The sequence below is a fragment of the Aliiglaciecola sp. LCG003 genome (assembly GCF_030316135.1).
Lineage (GTDB): Bacteria > Pseudomonadota > Gammaproteobacteria > Enterobacterales > Alteromonadaceae > Aliiglaciecola.
The window spans coordinates 2,943,674-2,963,831 of record NZ_CP128185.1; the positions used below are offsets into that span (position 1 = coordinate 2,943,674).

The 20,158-nt window shown below is 43.5% G+C and carries 24 protein-coding genes; 12 read left to right on the plus strand and 12 right to left on the minus strand.

What is annotated here, in order from left to right; translation table 11 throughout:
• Positions 1 to 53: 53 nt before the first annotated feature.
• From QR722_RS12725 to yoaA, 12 genes are all read right to left on the minus strand, one after another.
• A complete protein-coding gene (locus tag QR722_RS12725; RefSeq protein WP_353506912.1) occupies positions 54 to 977 on the minus strand; it encodes a diguanylate cyclase in 924 nt (307 codons plus the stop codon).
• Between the two features lie 161 nt (positions 978 to 1,138).
• The gene (locus QR722_RS12730; RefSeq protein WP_502872470.1) at positions 1,139 to 1,636 is read right to left on the minus strand and encodes a YcgN family cysteine cluster protein; all 498 of its coding nucleotides are present in this window, start codon (positions 1,634 to 1,636) and stop codon (positions 1,139 to 1,141) included.
• 5 nt (positions 1,637 to 1,641) lie between these two features.
• The gene (locus QR722_RS12735) at positions 1,642 to 2,319 is read right to left on the minus strand and encodes a fumarylacetoacetate hydrolase family protein (RefSeq protein ID WP_286283239.1); all 678 of its coding nucleotides are present in this window, start codon (positions 2,317 to 2,319) and stop codon (positions 1,642 to 1,644) included.
• Positions 2,312 to 3,316, minus strand: a complete 1,005-nt coding sequence (locus tag QR722_RS12740; protein WP_286283240.1) for a lytic murein transglycosylase — start codon at positions 3,314 to 3,316, stop codon at positions 2,312 to 2,314. The genes QR722_RS12735 and QR722_RS12740 overlap by 8 nt, the downstream gene beginning before the upstream one ends.
• Before the next feature lie 13 nt (positions 3,317 to 3,329).
• Positions 3,330 to 3,611, minus strand: a complete 282-nt coding sequence (locus tag QR722_RS12745) for a YcgL domain-containing protein (protein ID WP_286283241.1) — start codon at positions 3,609 to 3,611, stop codon at positions 3,330 to 3,332.
• A gap of 3 nt (positions 3,612 to 3,614) precedes the next feature.
• On the minus strand, positions 3,615 to 4,760 hold the full coding sequence (gene rnd / locus QR722_RS12750; RefSeq protein ID WP_286283243.1) for a ribonuclease D: 1,146 nt from the start codon (positions 4,758 to 4,760) through the stop codon (positions 3,615 to 3,617).
• Between the two features lie 81 nt (positions 4,761 to 4,841).
• Complete coding sequence (fadD, locus tag QR722_RS12755) at positions 4,842 to 6,494, minus strand: long-chain-fatty-acid--CoA ligase FadD (RefSeq protein WP_286283244.1); 1,653 nt, start codon at positions 6,492 to 6,494, stop codon at positions 4,842 to 4,844.
• A 216-nt stretch (positions 6,495 to 6,710) separates the two neighbouring features.
• Positions 6,711 to 7,568, minus strand: coding sequence for an alpha/beta fold hydrolase (locus QR722_RS12760; RefSeq protein ID WP_286283246.1), 858 nt, complete (start codon positions 7,566 to 7,568; stop codon positions 6,711 to 6,713).
• Between the two features lie 156 nt (positions 7,569 to 7,724).
• Positions 7,725 to 8,351 carry a Slp family lipoprotein gene (locus QR722_RS12765; protein ID WP_286283248.1) on the minus strand — a complete coding sequence of 209 codons (627 nt, stop codon included), beginning with the start codon at positions 8,349 to 8,351 and terminating at the stop codon, positions 7,725 to 7,727.
• 189 nt (positions 8,352 to 8,540) lie between these two features.
• A complete protein-coding gene (locus QR722_RS12770) occupies positions 8,541 to 8,861 on the minus strand; it encodes a hypothetical protein (RefSeq protein ID WP_286283250.1) in 321 nt (106 codons plus the stop codon).
• 143 nt (positions 8,862 to 9,004) lie between these two features.
• Positions 9,005 to 9,688, minus strand: a complete 684-nt coding sequence (gene tsaB / locus QR722_RS12775; RefSeq protein ID WP_286283251.1) for a tRNA (adenosine(37)-N6)-threonylcarbamoyltransferase complex dimerization subunit type 1 TsaB — start codon at positions 9,686 to 9,688, stop codon at positions 9,005 to 9,007.
• Positions 9,685 to 11,616, minus strand: coding sequence for a DNA repair helicase YoaA (gene yoaA / locus QR722_RS12780; RefSeq protein WP_286283252.1), 1,932 nt, complete (start codon positions 11,614 to 11,616; stop codon positions 9,685 to 9,687). Before yoaA ends, tsaB begins: the two co-directional genes overlap by 4 nt.
• Positions 11,617 to 11,928: 312 nt before the next feature.
• Between yoaA and QR722_RS12785 the strand changes: the two genes are divergently transcribed.
• The 12 genes from QR722_RS12785 to QR722_RS12840 all read left to right on the plus strand — a co-directional run bounded on the left by QR722_RS12785 (position 11,929) and on the right by QR722_RS12840 (position 20,150).
• Positions 11,929 to 12,384, plus strand: coding sequence for a Na+/H+ antiporter subunit E (locus tag QR722_RS12785; protein WP_286283253.1), 456 nt, complete (start codon positions 11,929 to 11,931; stop codon positions 12,382 to 12,384).
• Positions 12,381 to 12,743, plus strand: coding sequence for an MrpF/PhaF family protein (locus QR722_RS12790; RefSeq protein WP_286283254.1), 363 nt, complete (start codon positions 12,381 to 12,383; stop codon positions 12,741 to 12,743). Before QR722_RS12785 ends, QR722_RS12790 begins: the two co-directional genes overlap by 4 nt.
• Positions 12,740 to 13,084 carry a monovalent cation/H(+) antiporter subunit G gene (mnhG, locus tag QR722_RS12795; protein ID WP_286283255.1) on the plus strand — a complete coding sequence of 115 codons (345 nt, stop codon included), beginning with the start codon at positions 12,740 to 12,742 and terminating at the stop codon, positions 13,082 to 13,084. Before QR722_RS12790 ends, mnhG begins: the two co-directional genes overlap by 4 nt.
• Positions 13,084 to 13,641: a DUF4040 domain-containing protein gene (locus QR722_RS12800; RefSeq protein ID WP_286283256.1), complete on the plus strand. Its 558-nt coding sequence runs from the start codon at positions 13,084 to 13,086 to the stop codon at positions 13,639 to 13,641. The genes mnhG and QR722_RS12800 overlap by 1 nt, the downstream gene beginning before the upstream one ends.
• Complete coding sequence (locus QR722_RS12805) at positions 13,634 to 14,056, plus strand: Na(+)/H(+) antiporter subunit B (RefSeq protein WP_286283257.1); 423 nt, start codon at positions 13,634 to 13,636, stop codon at positions 14,054 to 14,056. Before QR722_RS12800 ends, QR722_RS12805 begins: the two co-directional genes overlap by 8 nt.
• Positions 14,053 to 14,412, plus strand: coding sequence for a cation:proton antiporter subunit C (locus tag QR722_RS12810; RefSeq protein WP_286283258.1), 360 nt, complete (start codon positions 14,053 to 14,055; stop codon positions 14,410 to 14,412). The genes QR722_RS12805 and QR722_RS12810 overlap by 4 nt, the downstream gene beginning before the upstream one ends.
• A complete protein-coding gene (locus QR722_RS12815; RefSeq protein ID WP_286283260.1) occupies positions 14,409 to 15,920 on the plus strand; it encodes a monovalent cation/H+ antiporter subunit D family protein in 1,512 nt (503 codons plus the stop codon). Before QR722_RS12810 ends, QR722_RS12815 begins: the two co-directional genes overlap by 4 nt.
• Complete coding sequence (locus tag QR722_RS12820) at positions 15,917 to 17,392, plus strand: proton-conducting transporter transmembrane domain-containing protein (protein ID WP_286283261.1); 1,476 nt, start codon at positions 15,917 to 15,919, stop codon at positions 17,390 to 17,392. The genes QR722_RS12815 and QR722_RS12820 overlap by 4 nt, the downstream gene beginning before the upstream one ends.
• Before the next feature lie 17 nt (positions 17,393 to 17,409).
• The gene (locus tag QR722_RS12825; protein WP_286283262.1) at positions 17,410 to 17,724 is read left to right on the plus strand and encodes a hypothetical protein; all 315 of its coding nucleotides are present in this window, start codon (positions 17,410 to 17,412) and stop codon (positions 17,722 to 17,724) included.
• A complete protein-coding gene (locus QR722_RS12830; RefSeq protein ID WP_286283263.1) occupies positions 17,724 to 19,403 on the plus strand; it encodes a Na(+)/H(+) antiporter subunit D in 1,680 nt (559 codons plus the stop codon). Before QR722_RS12825 ends, QR722_RS12830 begins: the two co-directional genes overlap by 1 nt.
• A 216-nt stretch (positions 19,404 to 19,619) precedes the next feature.
• Positions 19,620 to 19,784: a hypothetical protein gene (locus QR722_RS12835; RefSeq protein WP_286283264.1), complete on the plus strand. Its 165-nt coding sequence runs from the start codon at positions 19,620 to 19,622 to the stop codon at positions 19,782 to 19,784.
• A gap of 33 nt (positions 19,785 to 19,817) precedes the next feature.
• A complete protein-coding gene (locus QR722_RS12840) occupies positions 19,818 to 20,150 on the plus strand; it encodes a hypothetical protein (protein ID WP_286283265.1) in 333 nt (110 codons plus the stop codon).
• The last annotated feature ends 8 nt before the right edge of the window (positions 20,151 to 20,158 follow it).

The window sequence follows — 20,158 nt, forward strand, 5'->3', positions numbered from 1 at the left end:
CAGGTATTTAGGATAACAAATTGAAGCGGGGCCTTAGAACTAGGCCAGTGAAATTAGTCGTAAACAGAATATTTGGCAGAATCTTTACCCGAATGTTTGACGGAATACATCAACTGGTCAGATAATCTAAGGATGAGCTCAACGGTTTCAGGGGGTTTTACAAAAGAGACCACACCGATAGATAAGGTGACCAGCCAAGCATTTTGGTCCATGTAAGACTTCATATCATGAATAATTCGCTGCACAATCAGGCGTAAGCTGGTGGGTTCGGCATTAACCATCATCAAAGCAAACTCATCCCCCCCTAATCGTGAAATAATATCGGTTTTCCTTAGGTGCGTTTTACACACTTCAACAAAATAACGTAGTATTTCATCACCAGCATGATGACCAAATCGGTCATTCACCTGTTTGAAGTTATCTAAATCAATATACGCTATGGAGAAGGTATTAGTGGTCCGTCTGGCACGCTCTATTTCATATTCGGCCTGAAGATAGAAAAAGCGTCGATTGCCTGCCCCCGTTAGAGCATCAATCATAGTGAGCTGTTTCTCTCGTTCAAGGGCTTTCTCTAATGACTCCTTTAACGACCTCATAACACTGGTGTCACGCAAACAACAAATAGTGTAGTAGCTGCCATCCAATTCTATCGGATTTAGCATGATATCCAGTGGTACTTCATACCCCTTTTGATGCATGCCGGTTAATTGTGCTAATTCACCCATCACCCGTTTAGACGGACTAGATACAAAACCATTGACATAGCGCTCGTGAGCTTGTCGCTTTGCTGCAGGAATCAGCATGTGGACAGACTTACCCATCACTTCTGATTGCTGATAACCCAACAGCTCATAAAAGTTCGAGTTAGCCAGCTCAATTATGCCTGTTTTATTGACCAACAAAACACCATCTGGCAGCGTTTCAATGAACACACCATATTGTGCTAAAGAAATATTAATGGAGCTACTCCTACCTATAAACTTTCAAGATCATATCCACATTCTAGTCGAATAATCCATTAAATCTATGGATATCAACAAGACAGCTTACACATCACCTTCAACCCTAAGCACATATTGATTACGAGTCGTCTACTTTCGTTGAAAATGTCCGAAATTATTTCTAGTGAAAAAGAAGTTTAGTCTAAGTCCTGTAACGGCCAGACCACAATATAATCTTCAAAATGTGTCATATCTGCATCATTATCAAATACGGTTTTACCCCGAACCGACATACCCGCTTTATGCATTTCACTTTTCTTGCCTTTATTTAGTAACGGGTGCCAAGAGGGTAGTCCTCTGCCCTCACGTAATCTTCTGTAACTGCAACTAGGCGGCATGTAGTCGATGTTGTTTAAATTGGCTTTGGTTAAGGTGACACATTCGGGGACCAATTCGCTACGTTGCGCGTATTGAGTGCAACTACAGGTTTTAGTGTTGAGCAAATTACACACTATGTTGGTAAAGTGTAGCTCATCCATTGGCTCGTCGGGATTGACTTGCAAGGCTTCATTAGGTTCAGCATCATCATCGATGTATTTATGTAAGCAACATTTGGCACATCCATCACATACCGCTTCCCATTCATGCTTATTCATCTGCTCTAAACTTTTGCTTTCCCAAAATTTGGCAGCCAATGTCATCATTCACCATCCTTATTGGAAAACACTCTGGTATGCAGGCTAAAGTGGCCATCCAATGTCATGCTAACCTCATCACCATCGCTAAGAGGTCCAACCCCCTTAGGAGTGCCAGTAAGAACAATATCGCCCGGTGATAGGGTGAATACTTGGCTAATCTGCATCAATAGGCTATCAATATTCCAGATCATCAATGCTGCATCGCCAAGTTGGCGAATCTGTTGATTAACTTTTAGATTAAAGGTTAAGGTGTCTAAGTTGTCTATCTGTTGAATCGGTACAAAATCACTTACCGGGCAAGCACCATCAAAGGATTTAGCTCGCTCCCAGGGTAAACCTTTTGCTTTGAGTTCAGTTTGAACATCCCGCAAGGTTAAATCTAATCCAAGGCCTACACCCCAGATAGCTGAGCGCACAGGAATGGATGTCTGACTAGATAACGTTTTGCCGATCAACAAGGCTATTTCCAGCTCATTGTGACAACTGCCACGATCAGCAGGAATGTTCACGGGTTCAGATACATGGCGTAAGCTTGAGGCTGGTTTCATGAACAATAATGGCTGGGTCGGCATCTCACTATTCAATTCATGTACATGGTCTACATAATTCCGACCCACGCATACCACCTTGCCTGGGGGAAAGGGTAAGATTTCGCCATCAAAGCCACGATGATTATACATTCGTCAGTTCCTTTTTAATTCGATCGGATAGATAACTAACTGCACTTCCAAAGTAAGTGGAGCGGTTCCATCTCATCAGTGTATGAAAGTTAGAATAAACCAGATAAATGCGGCCTTTCTCATCATCCGGCATGATAAGAGACGCATCCAATGCCATGTCTGGTAAGGCCGAACCGTCGTATCGCCTAACGCCTAGTGTCTGCCACTGAGACAGGGGTTTCATTTTATTTTTGTCGAGTCCAGCCAGTGTTAAGTCAAAACCCGCCGGCAGCTTTACTTGTCGTCCCCAAGTAATTTCATCACTCCAGCCTTCTTGCTGCAAATAATTGGCAATAGATGCAAACACATCGGCAGGATTGGACCAAATATCTTTTTTACCATCACCATCAAAATCAACTGCATAGGCCAGAAAAGAAGTTGGCATGAATTGACTTTGCCCCATCGCCCCAGCCCAGGAGCCCAAAAAATCTTGTTGATTGATATGCCCTTGCTGCAAAATGGTTAAAGCCGCAAATAATTGTTTTTTGAAAAAGCTCTCACGACGCCCCTCGTAAGCCATTGTAGACAGTGCTGAGATCACCGGATAATTACCGGTAAATTTACCGAAGTTACTCTCATTGCCCCACAGCGCAACAATAAAACGAGGCTGCACGCCATATTTCTGGCCAACCTGTTCTAACAACTCACGATGCTGTGAATACAGCTCAACCCCTTGTTTAACTTTCCAATCTGGTACCCGCGTTTGTAAATAGGTATCTAAAGTGATTTTCCTCTCTGGTTGATTCTTATCCGCTTTAACTGCACGTTGATGATATTGCACCTGTGAAAATGCTTGCTCTACTAAAGCCGGACTAAAACCTTGTTGTTGTGCTTCAAATTTCAGTTGCTCAATGTATTGGACAAAGCTAGGTTTGGCCTGTTGTGCTGATAACTGAAAAACGCTCAGCCCATAGATCACTAAACTTATTATAATCACTCGCCATAATTTAGTTTGCATAATCAAAACCTTACTACCTATGCTTGTCATTTTGTTGCTGAACATGTTGTTTGAGAAGATTCTCTGTAGGTGGTGGTAATTGCAAATAAAAACCTTTGTCATTCAATTCATTGCTCAATTTTTGCTTATCAACCACACCCAAATGATCACGCTTACTCAAGGGTAATATCATCACGAAATTTGGGTGACCAAAAGTGGTCATCAGTGCTTCAGGCACTGGGCTAAAGTCATCTCGCTTTAAAACATACAAATAGGTGTCAGCTTTTCGTGAACTTTTATACACATAGACCAGCATGAACTAGCTCCCTTGATAGTGAGATAAAATAGCGTCCAGTTGGGCCGCTAGCAATGGTGCTCGCCAACCTGAGATTAAATCTGGCTGAATACCCATCTCGCGCATTTCATCTAGTTTAAGCCAATGAAACTTGAGTAACTGCTGAATTTGTTTTTTAGAACCCATCACCTCTACAGGTATGGATAACGCATCTGCCGTTTGCTGGCAGGCAGCCCTTAATTCAGCGCTGACTTTTTTGAAACCACTGTGTTCCATTAATCGTTCAATCGGTGCGGGGAATACCTCAACAGGTGAATTTTTAGCATCATTCACCATTTCTAAGATGGCGTCGCCATGAATCCGAGCTTCTTGAGGAGTCAAGCCATCTATACTAAAAAGCGCATTCTTATTAGTCGGTTGTTGGCGGGCAATTTCAACTAAATTGGATTCTCGTACCACGAAATTCAGCGCCAAATCACGCTTACGTGCTTGCTCAACCCGCCATTTAGCTAATAGTCTGAGCAGGTAAAGTTCCCGACCGGTTAATTTCCAATTATTCTTAATTCCCAAATAAGCTAGCTCAGTCGGAACCTGCAGCGTCTTTTTACGGGCCAATTGCTCCATTTCCTGGTAAACCCATTGGGTTCGACCTAAGGCTTCAATTTGTTGTTTCAAGCTTGGATATACATCGAATAGATACAATACATCATTGGCGGCATACTGGCACTGCTCCTCACTTAGCGGACGGGCCATCCAGTCGGTACGGGATTCCCCCTTATCAAGCTTAATCGCTAACATCTCTTCGATTAAATTAGCGTATCCAAGGGTAGCTCCCATGTTCAGTAAACAAGCCGCGAACTGCGTGTCAAACACAGGTTTAGGCACCACTCCAAGACTGTGCCAAAAGGTTTCTAAGTCTTCTGAACACGAATGTAAGACTTTCACCACCTTTTCATCACTTAACAGCGCCACTAGTGGTCCAAAATCTGTGATATCCAAGGGGTCGATTAACGCCAGTGTTACGCCATCAAATATTTGAATAAGGCCTAAACGGGGGTATAAGGTGCGCGTTCTAACAAATTCAGTGTCAACGGCTATGGCGTCACTTTGCTGGGCTTGAGCACAGAATTCGTGCAATTTTTGGTCTGTGGTAATAAGTGTGTAATGCATAGATTTATTAAACGGTCCGGAAATAAAAAGCCGACATCAGTCGGCTTTAGCAAAAATAAGGAGGTCAGATGTTTACCGACATTAATTGCGCAACTCTTTACGTAATATCTTACCAACATTTGACTTAGGAAGCTCGTCTCTGAACTCAACAAATTTAGGAACTTTGTAGCCGGTCAAATGTAGTCGACAGTGATCAATTAATGCTTTTTCGGTTAATGATTCAGATTTACGTACCACAAATAGCTTAACCGCTTCACCAGACGACTCGTGGGGCACACCGACCGCAGCCACTTCAATAACATCCTCATGCATGGCGGCAACTTCTTCGACTTCATTGGGAAAGACATTAAAGCCTGAGACCAGGATCATATCTTTTTTGCGGTCTACAATATAAAAATACCCCTGCTCATCTACAGTCGCAATATCCCCTGTGGCCAACCAACCATCTTGCATAATTTCAGCGGTGGCTTCCGGACGATTCAAATACCCTTTCATCACCTGCGGACCTTTGACATACATCTCACCAGGTTTACCAGCTTCGACTTCATTACCGTCATCATCACACAATTTGATATCCGTTGAAGACACCGGCATGCCGATAGAGCCTTTGTACTTTTCTAGCTGCGGAGGGTTCACTGTTACCACGGGACTGCACTCAGTAAGACCATAACCTTCAAGTAATACTTTACCCGTCACTTTCTCCCATTTTTCGGCAACCGGTCGTTGCACTGCCATACCACCACCCAAGGCAAACTTAAAATTGCTAAAATCCAATTCTTTGAATCCTGGCGTGTTTAGCAAGCCATTGAACAATGTATTCACACCCGTCATTACCGTAAATGGGTAACTGGTCATCTCTTTTACAAAACCATCCATGTCGCGAGGATTAGTGATTAATAAGCTAGGACAGCCAAATTTCACGAAGGTCAAGCAGTTCGCCTGCAATGCAAAGATATGATATAGCGGCAGTGCCGTTACTACCAACTCTTTACCAGGTTCAATGACAGTCTCAAGAATCGAGGAAATTTGCTCTAAGTTGGCCACCATATTTCGATGAGTCAACATCGCGCCTTTCGATACACCAGTAGTACCGCCGGTATACTGTAAGAAGGCGATATCATCATTATTGATATCTGGCCGGGTATAAGGCAAGGAAGCGCCCTGCTTAACGGCAGCCATAAATGATTCAGCACCATCGATGCTAAAATTAGGTACCATTTTCTTGATGTATTTAACTGCAAAGTTCATCACCCAGCGCTTTGGGGCGGGCAGCATATCTGCAATTTGGGTCAATAAAACTTTTTGAATAGGGGTGTCTTTGATCACATCAGCTAGGGTGCAAGCAAAGTTCTCGATAATCACAATCCCTTTCGCATTCGAATCGCTTAATTGATGCTTTAACTCCCTAGCGGTGTAGAGCGGGTTAACATTCACCACCGTCATACCGGCCCGCAGGATGCCGAATAAAGCAATCGGATATTGGATTATATTCGGCATCATAATCGCAACGGGATCACCTTTTTGTAGTCCTGCATTTTGCAGGTAGGCAGCAAATTGTTTGGACAATCGATCGAGTTCTGCGAAATTGATGCTGTGCCCAAAATTGATAAAGGCTGTATTATTCGCATACTTGCTGACTGACTGTTCAAAGATATCCACTACTGAGGAGTAGTGATCAGGGTCAATTTCAGCCGGTACGCGTGAGTCGTAATGCTCTAACCAAATTTTTTCCACTTTGCCTCCATGGGCTTGTGATCTTCTTTGCGGGGTAAATTTTTAGTTTAATCACTGCAAGATTAACCCAAGTTGGGGTTAATTATTAACAGCTTGGACCAGTTATGTTAACCAATGATGCGCGAAAGATAAACATATCGATCGGAATAAGCCTTCATTCGCTGAAAAGCTAGACAATCAGACCAAAAACCCTCTCTTTTGGGGATGAATTTTAGCCTATTCGACACCATTCGAATTATTCTGTAAAAAGCTTTCGATATGTTGTGCAATTTGTTTGGGGTGATCCATATGCAGATGGTGGCCACCGGGACTAGTAACATGGGTGAGGTGTTGGACCCATCCCAAACGTTCTTTGACCTTCTCACGCATCACTTCGTAACCTTCAGTTCCCATAATCGCAAGCGTGGGGCACTGAATGTTCTGCATAAAGTGCTGCGCTTGATCATCCGTAACCCGCAAAGAGGAAATCGTCCTTAACCGTCGGTCAGTGCGAAACCGCAGTTCACCGTCTTGTTCATACAAGTTTCGATTGACTAATAACTCTGCCGCTTCACAACTAAGATCGCCCGCCTTGGCTCGCGCTTTGACGACGGCATCATAACTTTTTGGATGTTTTGCTTCTCTGGCTTGTAATTGCAGACGACTCTCTATGGATTCACGCATTTGTTCAGGACTGCTCTGAGCTGTTTTGGTCAAAGGCCCGAAAGACTCAATAGTAATATAATGACTGACATATTCAGGAAAACTGCTGGTGTACATCGACCCCACAATCCCGCCCATCGAATGACCTAAAAGAATAAACGACTTAAACCCTTGGGTGACGACCAATTCATGCAAATCATGAACGAAATCAATTTGGTGATAATGGGCATCGGCACTGCGGTGGCTCGATAATCCGTGGCCCGCAAAATCAATAGCGATAACCTGATAGTCTGAGAGGTATTTTGCTAACGGGCTGAAACTAGCCGCATTATCCAACCATCCATGCAAGGCTAAAATAAGCGGCTTGCCTACATTGCCATTAGTTAATCCAGATAATTGAATATTGGCCAAAGAAAATTTTACATCATGCATACCGAGCTCCATATTAACCGCTATATGCTCATGCAATGGACACAAAAAAGCGGCATCAGTTTGCCGCTTTTGTACCACCTTATGCCGCTTAGCGGAAATTACCTGCCGTGATAATGGACCATACTCATCGGTGATAATATCCTGTAGGATTGATTTTCACGGCTCTTTGCGGCTGTCGATATCTCGATTATTGATATTTTTAGCCGGCCGATTATTGACTGGTAGAGCCGCACCTTGAGTTTGGCGTTGACCACCTCGGATGATGATCCTTTGATGATATGGTCGATATGGGAAGCCCCAATAAGACTGATAGGGCCACATATGAATGGTACTGACTTCAACTCGTTCAATCTCTTTCCACAAATGGTAACCTGTAGATTGTAAAGTTGGGAATACGTACTTATGCTCACCTACCGTGCCCTCTTCGACACCAATAAGCTTGCCTGCTACGGTTACCGCCCGGCCTTTTTGGAATACCATAGGATCTAAAAATCCGTCAACATAGACCCTGAATCGACCTATACTCTGGTCTGAAATAATTGGTCTCCCATAAGTTCTTAACGGATAGTGTAAGATTTCCAACATAGTGGCATCAGGCAGATTCTCTATTTGCGCGATAACACCGCCCCAACGGGCCATCTTATCTAAATTTCCTTCAGGGTCTGCGGACGCTTTTTCGTAGGAGAGAAGCTCAACATTTTTATCAACCTGAACACTCTCTGGCACAGATACGCACCCTGACAATAATATTACGGCAAACAACGCCGCTATCTTAGCTTGCATGTTGGAACCTCTTGTTAAATTTGCTACCTAGTATGGGTACGCTGTTAGTTAATTTATAGCTCAATCAAGCCGAACTTAACCCCAGATTTCATTCATTTTGAATAACAGATACTATGTATTTAAGCTAACAGAAGTTGACTGAATAGCAACAAAATTGCGCTGAATAACACGAGCCTAAATTATCAGGCGTTACACGAAAGTATCAACACCAAATAACGATTGAATCTCGTCTCGCTGTTCATGTTTGGCTAGGGATTGATAAGTATCTATGGCTTTAGTAGCGCGATAATCAGAATACTCAACTTTGTCCTGTTGCTGTTGAGAGTAACGTTCAACATCCGCCAACGCCTCAGGGTTATTTTGACGAACAACCGTCTGCGCACCAGCTGGCCTGCCGCTGCCCGGCTGATTTGGTTGCTGTTGAGGGTCAACCGGTTTTCGCGGCTCCCTCACCTTCGGCGTTATCGTTAGTTGGTTTTGCAGTGCAACTAACGGGCTGTCAATTTCCAATCAATTAAGACCTTTAAATTATTCTTGTGATAATTCTGTTGAATGTCTGTCGTTACCAACCGTTAAACTTTGCAAGTTTCATGCTCATTGTTGAAATTAGCTCATACAAATCGCGACGACAGTGCCACTAGTTTCGCTGTTTGCTACTCTCTACCGGGCAGCTTTTTCCAAGTTACCTTGTCTCGCAAATAGACAGGTTGGATATTTTCACAATCAAATACTTCCCCAAGGGCTATGTGTCTACTGGCTAACTGAAGCATGTATGCTGCGTTTGGATACAGCACCTGTGCCGCACCTATTTGTGCCACGAGCGGGCTAAACGCCGGATAAGCTTGCCATCCCGTTCCCGCCAGTTTATCGGGTAATTCGGTTAATAGCTGCAAAGCTTGCTCTGGTGCCAACACCTGCTCAATGCCATCCAACACGGCGAGACCATTTCGATTAATAAACTGTCCGAAATAGACCTCATCCATACGAGCATCAATGGCTACTGCAATCCGCTCAGCCCCTTCAGTGTCTATAACTTGCTGGGCCATAGTAGCTAAAGTAGACACCCCAACGACTTTAAGTTCAGTTCCTAGAGATAATCCTTGGATCATCCCAGTGGCAATACGAACCCCAGTGAAACTGCCGGGACCCCGTCCGAAAACCAAGTAATCAAAGTCTTTTAAGCTAGATTGGTGAGTTTTCAGTAACTGGTCTACCATAGGTAGTATTTTCTGGCTATGTTGTTGAGGACACACCTCGAAGAGGCTGTGCACCTGCTGATTAATTTTTATCGCAGCAGAGCAGGCTTCGGTTGCGGTATCAAGTGCTAGTAAATTCATGGTTGCTCATTCTGTTTTTGGATATCCTGCAAAAAATCCATCGCTAAATCAATATCCCGAGTTCGTTTCATTGGCGGTAAGCTGGATAAAAATGTCTTTGCGTAATCTTTAGTGATTAATCGATTATCACAAATCACCAGCACTCCTCGATCCGTTTCATCACGGATCAATCGACCCGCTCCCTGCTTGAGTGAAATCACCGCCTGTGGAATTTGAATCTGAGCGAAGGGGTTGGCGCCAGATTTTCGACAATCTTCTATTCTAGCTTGCAGCAGCGGGTCGTCCGGTGCCGCAAAGGGCAACTTGTCAATCATTACACAGGTGAGATCATCACCCCGCACATCGACGCCTTCCCAAAATGCACCGGTTCCGAGTAACACTGCCTGTTTATTATTTACATATTCTTCGAGCAGCGCACGCTTAGTAGTTGTGCCTTGGACTAAAATCGGGTTATCGATTCGATCAGGTAGTTTCTCCGCTATTTCTTTTAGCATTGCATGTGATGTAAACAACAAGAAACACCGGCCATCACTGGCTGCAATTAATTTTATCGCGACCTCTAACAAGGTCTTTTTCATTTCCCAACTACTGGGCTCAGGTAAATAGCGCGGCACACATAATATTGCCTGCTTTTGATAGTCAAAAGGACTGTCCAACGCCAAAGTTTGTGCATCATGCAAGCCCATTAGACGTTGAAAATGTGAGAATCCGCCATCAACCATTAAGGTCGCAGAGGTAAACACCCATGTTCGCTTGGGCTCTTCGATAAAACTGGCAAAGCGTTTGGCAATCGATAACGGTGTGAGGTGAAGCACAATATGTTTAGGTGTGGTTTCATACCATAAACTCACACCAGCTTGATTTGTGTCGGTTAACACAGCCAATTTAGACTTAGCATGGGTAACCCGTTCAAATAAGGTATCCAACTCTTTTTCTCTGCCCAAATGGATTTTGACCACCTCGTATAATACTCCAAGGGACTCATCCAACTTGCTCATTTGGGTTTGAATTTCCGCTCTGGCTAACATATTTCGCCAATTGCCTTTTTCTGGCGTAACGGGAAAAAGAATACGCAGATCAGCAGCGATCAGCCGGCATTTTTCCGCGGCCTTCACCAATTGGTCGGCATCTTTAAGCACAGTGCGCTTGACGATGTCGATATCTCGGGCCAAATCGGATATTTGCCGGCTTGAAAGCGCTTCACCAAAATATTCACTGGCGATATCAGGTATCTGATGGGCTTCATCAAAGATGACGATATCCGCGTCAGGTATGAGTTCTCCGAAACCTGTATCTTTGAGAGCCATATCAGCGAAAAATAAATGATGATTCACCACTACGATATCAGCCTCAAGGGCTTTTTTTCTGGCTTTGACTAAGTAACAGTCTTCATAATCAGGACAATCTTTACCTAGACAGTTGTCCACTGTCGAGGTTACCAAGGGGATTACTCTGGCATCTTCAGCAAGAGACTTTAGCTCACCAATATCACCACTGCGGGTGGCAGATGCCCATTGTCTCACTTGAGTAAGTTCATTTAACGTTTGTTTTTCCAATAAGGTGCTGTTACCGCTATGTTGACTCAAACGGTGCAAGCACAAGTAATTGGAGCGACCTTTGAGCAAAGCAGCCTGTCGATTACTGGCTAAGGCTTTAGTCAACAAGGGCAAATCGCGATGAAAAAGTTGCTCTTGTAAATTCTTGGTACCGGTGGAAATAATAGCCTTTTTATCACTGACCATCACGGGAGCAAGGTAAGCGAATGTTTTACCTGTACCCGTACCCGCCTCGACAATCAACGGGCTTTTTTGCAGAATAGCCGTTTCAATGGCTTGCGACATTTCAACTTGCGCTTTGCGGGGACTAAAACCAGCTATAGCAACGGATAACAGGCCATCTTGGGCAAATAATTCGGTAACCTTGGACATTAAATAGACCTGTATTGGTTGATCGATAGACTAGAATCGTAATAGGCTTAGAGATTGATAATGACGCACTGAAAGTGTACGAGTGTAATCAATGAGTATGCCAAAAAAACCCTAAAATATCAGCATTAATGATCAAAAATACTTGAACATATGTATATTTTATAAGCGGTTAGTTGCACTTGGGCTTGGCAATAGCATGGACTTTCATCTAAGGTATCCATTCTGCTTAGTTAAATTACATAATGAGGTAACAATGTTTTTAGTTTGGAGCACTCAGTTTTGAAGTTGACTTTCAGCCTTGGGCTTTTCCTTATGCTACTGTGGTTATTACTCTCTGGCCACTTCAACATATTGTTTATCAGCTTTGGCATAGTCTCAGTGCTATTTGTGTTGCTGATGGCCAGACGGATGGAGCTTATCGACCATGAAAGTCATCCGATTACTATGGCCGCTCAACTGCTGTGGTTCTGGTTGGTTTTGGCCAAAAAAATCTTCACTGCGAATATCGATGTGACCCTGCGAATATTAGGCGTCAAACCTATTAACCCCCAATTGATCAAGATACCATTAGAACAATCATCAGATCTAACCAAAGCCATTTACGCCAATGCTATTACCCTCACTCCTGGCTCCGCCAGTTTACATATCGAAGACGGTTATTTGTATGTCCATACTATTAGCGAGGAAGGGGCGCAAGCTTTGCTAGAGGGTGAGATAGCAAAATTGATCCCGCTGGACAAAAATAATCAAGCAGGAGAAAACCAGTGAGTCAACTTTTTATAGCGGCAGCATTGGCAATCATGGTGACAATGGCGTTAGCCTTAGCCCGAGCATTATTGGGACCTACAGTATTTGACCGGATCTTAGCGGTAAACATGTTCGGTACCAAAGCTGTATTGTTGGTGGCGGTTTTCGCCTTTATCTCAGGCCGCCCAGACGTACTAGATATCGCCTTACTCTACTCGTTGTTGAATTTTATAGGCGTTGTGGCGGCACTGCGTTTGGTCCAGCGCAACAAGGAATATGCCGACCCTCATCCAGAACAGGAAGACACTCCTGCTATGCAGCCTCAATTTGACGCAGAACAAGCTAAGAGTGGTGTTGAACCATCTAAGGAAAGTCAATGATCTTAATAATAGCGGATGTTTTGACCTGTATTTTTGTTAGTTTAGGATGCCTGCTTGGCATAATCGGTGGCATCGGCATGCACCGCTTGAACGATTTTTACAGCCGCCTTCATGCCGTTGGGGTGACTGACACGCTTTGTAGTTTTTTAATCCTCACCGGCTTAGCATTTCAAAGTGGCCTTTCTCTGGTAACTGTCAAATTACTACTGGTATTTATGTTTTTATTTTTTACCAGCCCCACAGCTTCATTCTCACTCGCAAACAATGCTTGGAATTGGGGATTGAAACCGCAAAATAACGGTAAAAACCTTCCCTGTAGTAACGAAAATGAGGAGCAGTGATGATAAGTCTCATAATCGACATTGTGTTGTTGTTGTTTCTGTTGGTGATGGCCATCTCAATTCTTCAAGTCAGAAATTTATTTGCGGTAGCCATGATGTTTGGCTTGTACAGCTTACTGGTTGCAGGTTTGTTCATGGTGTTAGATGCACCTGATGTAGCCTTTACAGAAGCTGCTGTGGGTACCGGAATTGCCACAGTTTTAATGCTAGCCACCCTAGCTGTTACCCATGATACACACGAGAAAAAACGGCCTAAATTAGCTTTAGGCCCCTTGTTTATCGTGCTTGTTACCGGAGGATTACTATTTTACGGCACTCACAATATGGGCAACTTAGGCGATCAAGAATCGCCAGTACATACCCAAGTGGCTAAACGATATATCGAAAAGGGCCAGCAAGACACTGGGGTACCCAATTTGGTTACAGCGGTTTTAGCCAGCTATCGGGGATTCGATACTCTAGGTGAGGTTACCGTTGTATTCACTGCTGGGATAGGTGTGCTTTTACTGCTTAGGCGCAAACAAAAACCCAGAGTAAAAGGAGTTAAAGGTGGTTGATAACTTAATTCTTCGGGTCATCGCCAAAGTGCTAATTCCCGTTATCATGCTGTTTGCCTTGTATGTTCAATTTCATGGCGACTATAGTCCTGGTGGTGGTTTCCAAGCCGGGGTTATCTTCAGCTCGGCGATGTTGCTATATGCATTAGTATTTGGCTTAGATGCTGCAGCCAAAATATTGACAGATAAAGCCCTAGTTATTACGGCTAGCCTAGGAGTGCTTTTGTATGCTGGTACTGGCGTTGCATCACTAATATTGGGAGGTACATATTTAGATTACGGCGTCCTAGCCTCGACCCCCTTAGCAGGTCAGCATATAGGTATCATTGTGATTGAATTAGGCGTAGGTCTGACAGTGGCCGCAATTATGGTGCTGATATTCTTTACTTTTGCAAGAAGGACACGGGCAGTATGATGGAATATGTATTAGGTCATATCAATTATTGGATCATAATTTTACTCATGATGACCGGCCTCTACACCATGATGAGTAAGCCAAACCTAATTAAAAAAATGGCCGGTTTGAGTGTATTCCAAACTGGCGTAATTCTACTTTACATCAGTCTAGGCAAAGTCACCGGCGGTACCGCTCCCATTATAGCTGACGGATTTGATATCTATTCCAATCCCCTCCCCCAAGTGCTGATGTTAACTGCCATTGTTGTCGGCGTTGCCACCACAGCACTGGGTTTTGCACTGATAGTGCGGATCAAAGAGGCATATGGGACCATTGAAGAAGATGAATTAGAAAAAATGGACGGCGAAGTATGATAGAACAAAATCTGACGATTTTGATGGTGGTCGTACCCTTAATGTGTGCGCCTATCACTGCAATGTTAAATCGAGCCTATATTGGGTGGCTGATTACGCTTCTCGTCACAACAAGCTGCTTTGTGATGTCGATTATTTTGCTGTTGGGGTTATCCGATGGCACTGTTATACATTATGAGTTAGGAGGTTGGGCACCGCCTTGGGGAATCGAATATCGTTTAGACTCAGTTAACGGCCTAGTTGCACTTATTGTTTCTGGGATCGGTATGTTGACCTCCATATATGCTAAACGATCCGTTGAGGTTGAGATCGAAAGCCACCAAATTCCATTATTCTACACAGCGTTCCAATTGTGCTTTTTGGGGCTACTAGGTATTTGCTTAACCGGTGACATATTCAATCTTTTCGTTTTTTTAGAGATTTCATCCTTAGCATCTTATGCACTCATTGCCTTAGGTAATAATCGAAAAGCGCTTACTGCATCCTTTCACTATTTGGTGCTGGGGACCTTGGGCGCAACGTTTTTCCTGATCGGTATCGGACTTGCTTATGCTGCTACCGGCACGTTAAACATGGCAGATTTATCCAGCGGACTCGTCGCTGCTAGTGATATACGCTTAGTCCACACGGCCTTCGCCTTTATTATAGTGGGAATGGCGCTCAAGGCCGCCATTTATCCGCTACATCTTTGGTTACCTAATGCCTACAGCTATGCACCATCTGTAGTCAGTATTTTTCTGTGTGCTACGGCCACCAAAGTTGCCATATACGTAATAATCCGCTGTCTTTTCAATGTGTTTTCAATTGATTATGTATTATCTACGCTGCTACCAGAGGTTCTAGTAGTAGTCGGTGCTGTGGCAATTCTCTATGGCTCAGTAAGAGCCATAGGTCAAAACGGTATGCGCAAGATGCTAGCTTATTCCAGTGTGGCTCAAATCGGTTATATGGTTATGGGAATTGGTTTCTTTAGTCGCAGTGGTTTGACCGCCAGCCTGTTACATTTATTCAATCATGCCCTGATGAAGGCCGCGCTTTTTATGGCTGCAGGACTTTTTATCTACCGAGTAAATACCGCGACCTATGAAAACTTGAAAGGCATGGGCAAAGAGATGCCTTGGACGTTTGCCGCTATGTTGATTGCTGCAATGAGCCTTATCGGTGTGCCTGGCACTGTCGGTTTCGTCAGTAAATGGCAGTTGCTCCAAGCGGCTATTGAACAACAGCAGTGGGCCATGTTGGTGATCATAATTATAGGCTCCTTGCTAGCTATCATTTACATGTGGAAATTAATCGAAGTCTTATATTTTCAGCAACAAAGTAAGATCAGAATTCAGGATGTACAATCAGGTAGTGAACGCTTTAGCCACTCCCCATTGAGTATGACAGCTGCACTATGGATATTGTCTGGTATGTGTATTTATTTTGGTATTTTTACCGACTTCAGTATGCAAACCGCTCATTCGGCCGTAGACCTTTTATTTGCTGGACATAGGGGGCAAGGATGAGTGTCGATTTACTAATATTGACTAGCATAATATTGCCTTTGTTTGGGGCTTTACTCATTAGCCGACTCGACCGAATACCCAATGTGCGGGAAATGGTGACCTTACTCGTCTCTACAGCTTTGCTAATTGTAGTGGTTGGATTATATGGCCATTTAGAACACATGAGTGACGCCACCTTAGTGCTTGCGCAACCCTTTGCTGGGATGGAGATAGCCTTTAGTTTGAATCCGCTGGGGATGTTGTTTGCCCTGATTGCGGCCATTTTATGGCTGGTTACCAGTATTTACGCCAGTGGCTATATGCGGGCTCACCATGAAAAACATCAAACTCGTTTCTATGCACTTTTCGCTATCGCTATTTCCGCCGTAATGGCAATCGCCTTTGCAGACAACTTATTTACCTTATTTTTGTTTTATGAAATATTGACCTTGTCCACATATCCCCTTGTTACCCACTCTGGTGATGAAAAAGCCAAACGCAGTGGTCGGATATATTTGGGTGTCCTTATGGGTACTTCCATCGGACTATTCTTACCGGCAATGCTGATTATTTGGCATTTCACCGGAAATTTGCAATTTACGCAAGGCGGGGTATTAGGCGATCACATTCCCAGCGAATGGATAGCGCTTATTTATGCTTTATTTATATTTGGTATAGGGAAGGCCGCGGTGATGCCTATGCACAAATGGTTACCTGCCGCGATGGTAGCACCGACGCCTGTTAGTGCGCTGCTTCACGCGGTAGCAGTAGTAAAAGCCGGTGTATTTGCCATTTTAAAAATTACCATTTTTATCTTTGGCCCAGAAGCCCTCAATTTGTCCGGTGCAAATCACTGGATAATTTGGTTCCCAATGGCGACTATATTGTTGGCCTCTTTTATTGCGATGACAAAAGACAACCTAAAAGAACGTCTGGCCTACTCTACCATCAGTCAACTTAGTTACATTGTATTAGGTGCCGTGTTGGCGAATTCATTAGGATTATTAGGCGCTTCATTGCATATCGCTATGCATGCTTTTGCCAAAATAAGTCTGTTTTTCGCAGCTGGGGCGATTTTAGTTACAGCACATAAAACCAAAGTAAGTGAACTGTCGGGTTTAGGTAGAACCATGCCTTTTACCTTTTTAGTATTTTTAATTGGCTCATTAAGCATTGTTGGTTTACCGCCCTTTGGTGGCATGTGGAGTAAATGGTATTTGCTATTAGCCAGTATGGATTTTTCGGGTCCAGAAGGAACCAAATGGGCACTCTTAGTCACCTTGCTACTTAGCTCACTTTTGAATATTGCCTATTTAGTAGTGATACCTGTAAAAGCCTTCTTCTCGCCTTTACCCGCAGGACAAAGCGCAAAGATAAATGAAGCACCATTGCCTTGTATAATAGGTATGGCTATACCCGCCGTGTTTTGCGTTTATTTATTCTTTTACCCAGAGCCATTTTATTCCCTAGCAAAAGCAGCGGTCTTTCCATAAACCGCAAGGAGTTAGTTTTGTCAGATTTAAATCAGCAGCCAACTGGCCCAGAGGAACAACCCGGCTTTTTCGATAAGCCCAGCAATGTCACCCTGATATTACGGGTCTTTTACGCCTTATGCTTACTGCTGGTGCTATTAGATTTTTTGCTGCATCGACATATCTATACCGACATCGAGCGGATACCTGCTTTTTATGCTATTTACGGTTTTATTGCCTGTGTGGTGTTAGTTGTTATTGCTAAAAAAATGCGAAAATTCATGATGCGTAAAGAAGATTATTACGATGGAAATGAATCAGAAGTGCCCCATGATGAGCAAGGAGATAACTAATGTGGGTTGAGAATTTGCCGCCGTTTATACCCTTTTTTCTGGGGGCATTGCTATTACCATTGCTGCCCGCCAAGGCTCGCTTTCTAACCCTATTGATCCCGATTTGGGGAGGCTTAAATTTATATTTCAGTGCCTCTCATGGCGATTGGCTACAAGTAAGTATCGTAGAGTTTGAATTACAAATAATGCATGTGGACAAACTCAGTATTTTATTTGGTTACTTATTCCACATAGCCGCATTGATTGCCATAATCTATTCACTACATGTCAAAGATAAGTTGCAGCACACAGCAGGTTTACTCTATGCAGGAAGCGCCTTAGGGGCGGTATTTTCCGGCGACTTGATTAGCCTGTTTATCTTTTGGGAGTTGCTTGCGCTAACCTCAGTATGGTTAATTTTGGCCAGACGTACTGAAAAAGCCAATAAAGCCGGTATTCGATATCTTGTCTACCAAGTTTTTTCGGGCATTTTATTACTAATCGGCACCTTGCTGCATTACCAGCAAACTCAGTCACTTGCCTTTGACTATATTGGGCTTGATAGCATAGCTTCGTGGTTTATTTTCATTGCCCTTGGCATCAAGTGTGGATTCCCGTTCTTACATACTTGGTTGACTGACGCCTATCCTGAAGCAACCCCCACAGGGACGGTATTCCTATCTGCATTCACCACAAAAGTGGCTATTTTCGCCCTTGCTCGCACCTTCCCTGGGACTGAGTTATTAGTCTATATAGGCGCGGCCATGACTTGTTTCCCGATTTTTTATGCCGTGATCGAAAACGATCTTAGACGAGTGTTGGCCTACAGTTTAATCAATCAATTAGGTTTTATGGTAGTGGGCATTGGTATAGGCACCAGCCTCGCATTAAACGGCGCAGTCGCCCACGCTTTCAATGATGTGATATTCAAAGGTTTGCTGTTTATGACCATGGGCGCCGTATTGCATCGCGTGGGGCATGTTCTAGGGTCCGACTTAGGCGGACTTTACAAAACCATGCCCAAGACCACTATGTTTTGTATTGTCGGAGCTGCGTCAATCTCGGCTTTCCCATTATTCAGCGGTTTTGTCAGCAAAAGTATGGTGATGGCAGCTATGATTGAGGCGGGACACGAGTATTTGTGGCTAATGTTGCTGTTTGCTTCGGCAGGGGTATTTCATCACGCAGGGATCAAAATTCCATTTTTCGCATTCTTTGCCCATGACTCAGGCTTACGTCCCAAAGAAGCGCCAAATAATATGTTGCTGGCGATGTTTATAGCCTCTGCACTGTGCATCTTTATTGGCACCTATCCGGCCTTGTTGTACTCACTATTGCCCTGGGAGAACAGCTACGTACCTTACGATATCACCCATGTATTGACTCAATTGCAGTTACTGTTTTTCTCAGCGTTGGCATTTGTATGGTTAAATAAAAAAGGTTTATATCCAGCTGAACTGCGGTCGGTTAATTTAGATGTTGAATGGCTGTATAGAAAACTGTTGCCAGCTAGCGCTAATCGGCTGACTGGCAACTTGGCCAGCTTACGCGATAGCGGCTCATTGCAAATGACACGGTTACTCGACTCGCTGCCTGCAATAAAACAATCATCAGCCTACTCCACTGCCCAACTGGCTAAACGTATGGCCGCTATATTGGCCGTGATGTTGTTGTTAGGCTTCATTTCCAGTAATTTTTGAAGACTCACATTAACACTGTCTTGAAATTGCTACACTATTTAACAAGGATTATAGTGTAGCAACTCCCCACCCCAAATTTTATCTATACAAATCAATAGCATGCATAGTTGGAACAGTTTTAGCATTACTCCCAAATAGAATCAAAAATCATTAATACAGCTACTATCGAGCTAAAACGCTAGCCGAATAGCTGCTTTCAATAAAAGGAGACTAAACATGCTATTTTGGATATTTGTGGTGTTATCTACTGTATTGATAGCAGCCTTGCAGAAAACTTCGCTACCCAAGCTAATAATGTCTGCTACAGTAGCCGTAGTCTGTTACATTGGGGTGCTATTGTTTATTGTTACTACCTTTAGCCGCTCACACGCAACTAAATAAAGTTACACATACTACTTACACTAAGGAAAAACTATGTTGAATATTAAAAACAAAATCGCATTGGCTATGATGATCGCTGGATTAGGTTTAGCAGGCTGTACCGAAGCACAGAAAGATTCAGCTGAAGATACTAAAGAAGCTGTTGTCGAAGAAGCTAAAGAAATGAAAGAAAAAGCGGCCGACATGATGGATGAAGCTGAAGATAAGAGTGAAGACATGCTTGATGCAGCTAAAGAAAAAGCCTCTGATATAAAAGATGCAGCTGAAGAAGAGTCTGCTGAAATGAAAGCTGCGGCTGAAGAAAAGCTTAAAGAAGCTTGTATCAAAATGAAAGAAAAAACCGGTGGCGACACCTCTGATTGCTAACACAATCA

Bases quoted from the DNA above. Each gene is read 5' to 3' on its own strand.
- QR722_RS12735 (WP_286283239.1), bottom strand. From the start codon at position 2,319: ATGTATAATCATCGTGGCTTTGATGGCGAAATCTTACCCTTTCCCCCA.
- yoaA (WP_286283252.1), bottom strand. From the start codon at position 11,616: ATGTCCAAGGTTACCGAATTATTTGCCCAAGATGGCCTGTTATCCGTT.
- QR722_RS12820 (WP_286283261.1), top strand. From the start codon at position 15,917: ATGAGTGTCGATTTACTAATATTGACTAGCATAATATTGCCTTTGTTT.
- QR722_RS12740 (WP_286283240.1), bottom strand. From the start codon at position 3,316: ATGCAAACTAAATTATGGCGAGTGATTATAATAAGTTTAGTGATCTAT.
- rnd (WP_286283243.1), bottom strand. From the start codon at position 4,760: ATGCATTACACACTTATTACCACAGACCAAAAATTGCACGAATTCTGT.
- QR722_RS12810 (WP_286283258.1), top strand. From the start codon at position 14,053: ATGATGGAATATGTATTAGGTCATATCAATTATTGGATCATAATTTTA.
- tsaB (WP_286283251.1), bottom strand. From the start codon at position 9,688: ATGAATTTACTAGCACTTGATACCGCAACCGAAGCCTGCTCTGCTGCG.
- QR722_RS12765 (WP_286283248.1), bottom strand. From the start codon at position 8,351: ATGCAAGCTAAGATAGCGGCGTTGTTTGCCGTAATATTATTGTCAGGG.
- QR722_RS12835 (WP_286283264.1), top strand. From the start codon at position 19,620: ATGCTATTTTGGATATTTGTGGTGTTATCTACTGTATTGATAGCAGCC.
- QR722_RS12760 (WP_286283246.1), bottom strand. From the start codon at position 7,568: ATGCATGATGTAAAATTTTCTTTGGCCAATATTCAATTATCTGGATTA.
- QR722_RS12785 (WP_286283253.1), top strand. From the start codon at position 11,929: ATGCTACTGTGGTTATTACTCTCTGGCCACTTCAACATATTGTTTATC.
- mnhG (WP_286283255.1), top strand. From the start codon at position 12,740: ATGATCTTAATAATAGCGGATGTTTTGACCTGTATTTTTGTTAGTTTA.
- QR722_RS12840 (WP_286283265.1), top strand. From the start codon at position 19,818: ATGTTGAATATTAAAAACAAAATCGCATTGGCTATGATGATCGCTGGA.
- QR722_RS12745 (WP_286283241.1), bottom strand. From the start codon at position 3,611: ATGCTGGTCTATGTGTATAAAAGTTCACGAAAAGCTGACACCTATTTG.
- QR722_RS12800 (WP_286283256.1), top strand. From the start codon at position 13,084: ATGATAAGTCTCATAATCGACATTGTGTTGTTGTTGTTTCTGTTGGTG.
- QR722_RS12815 (WP_286283260.1), top strand. From the start codon at position 14,409: ATGATAGAACAAAATCTGACGATTTTGATGGTGGTCGTACCCTTAATG.
- QR722_RS12830 (WP_286283263.1), top strand. From the start codon at position 17,724: ATGTGGGTTGAGAATTTGCCGCCGTTTATACCCTTTTTTCTGGGGGCA.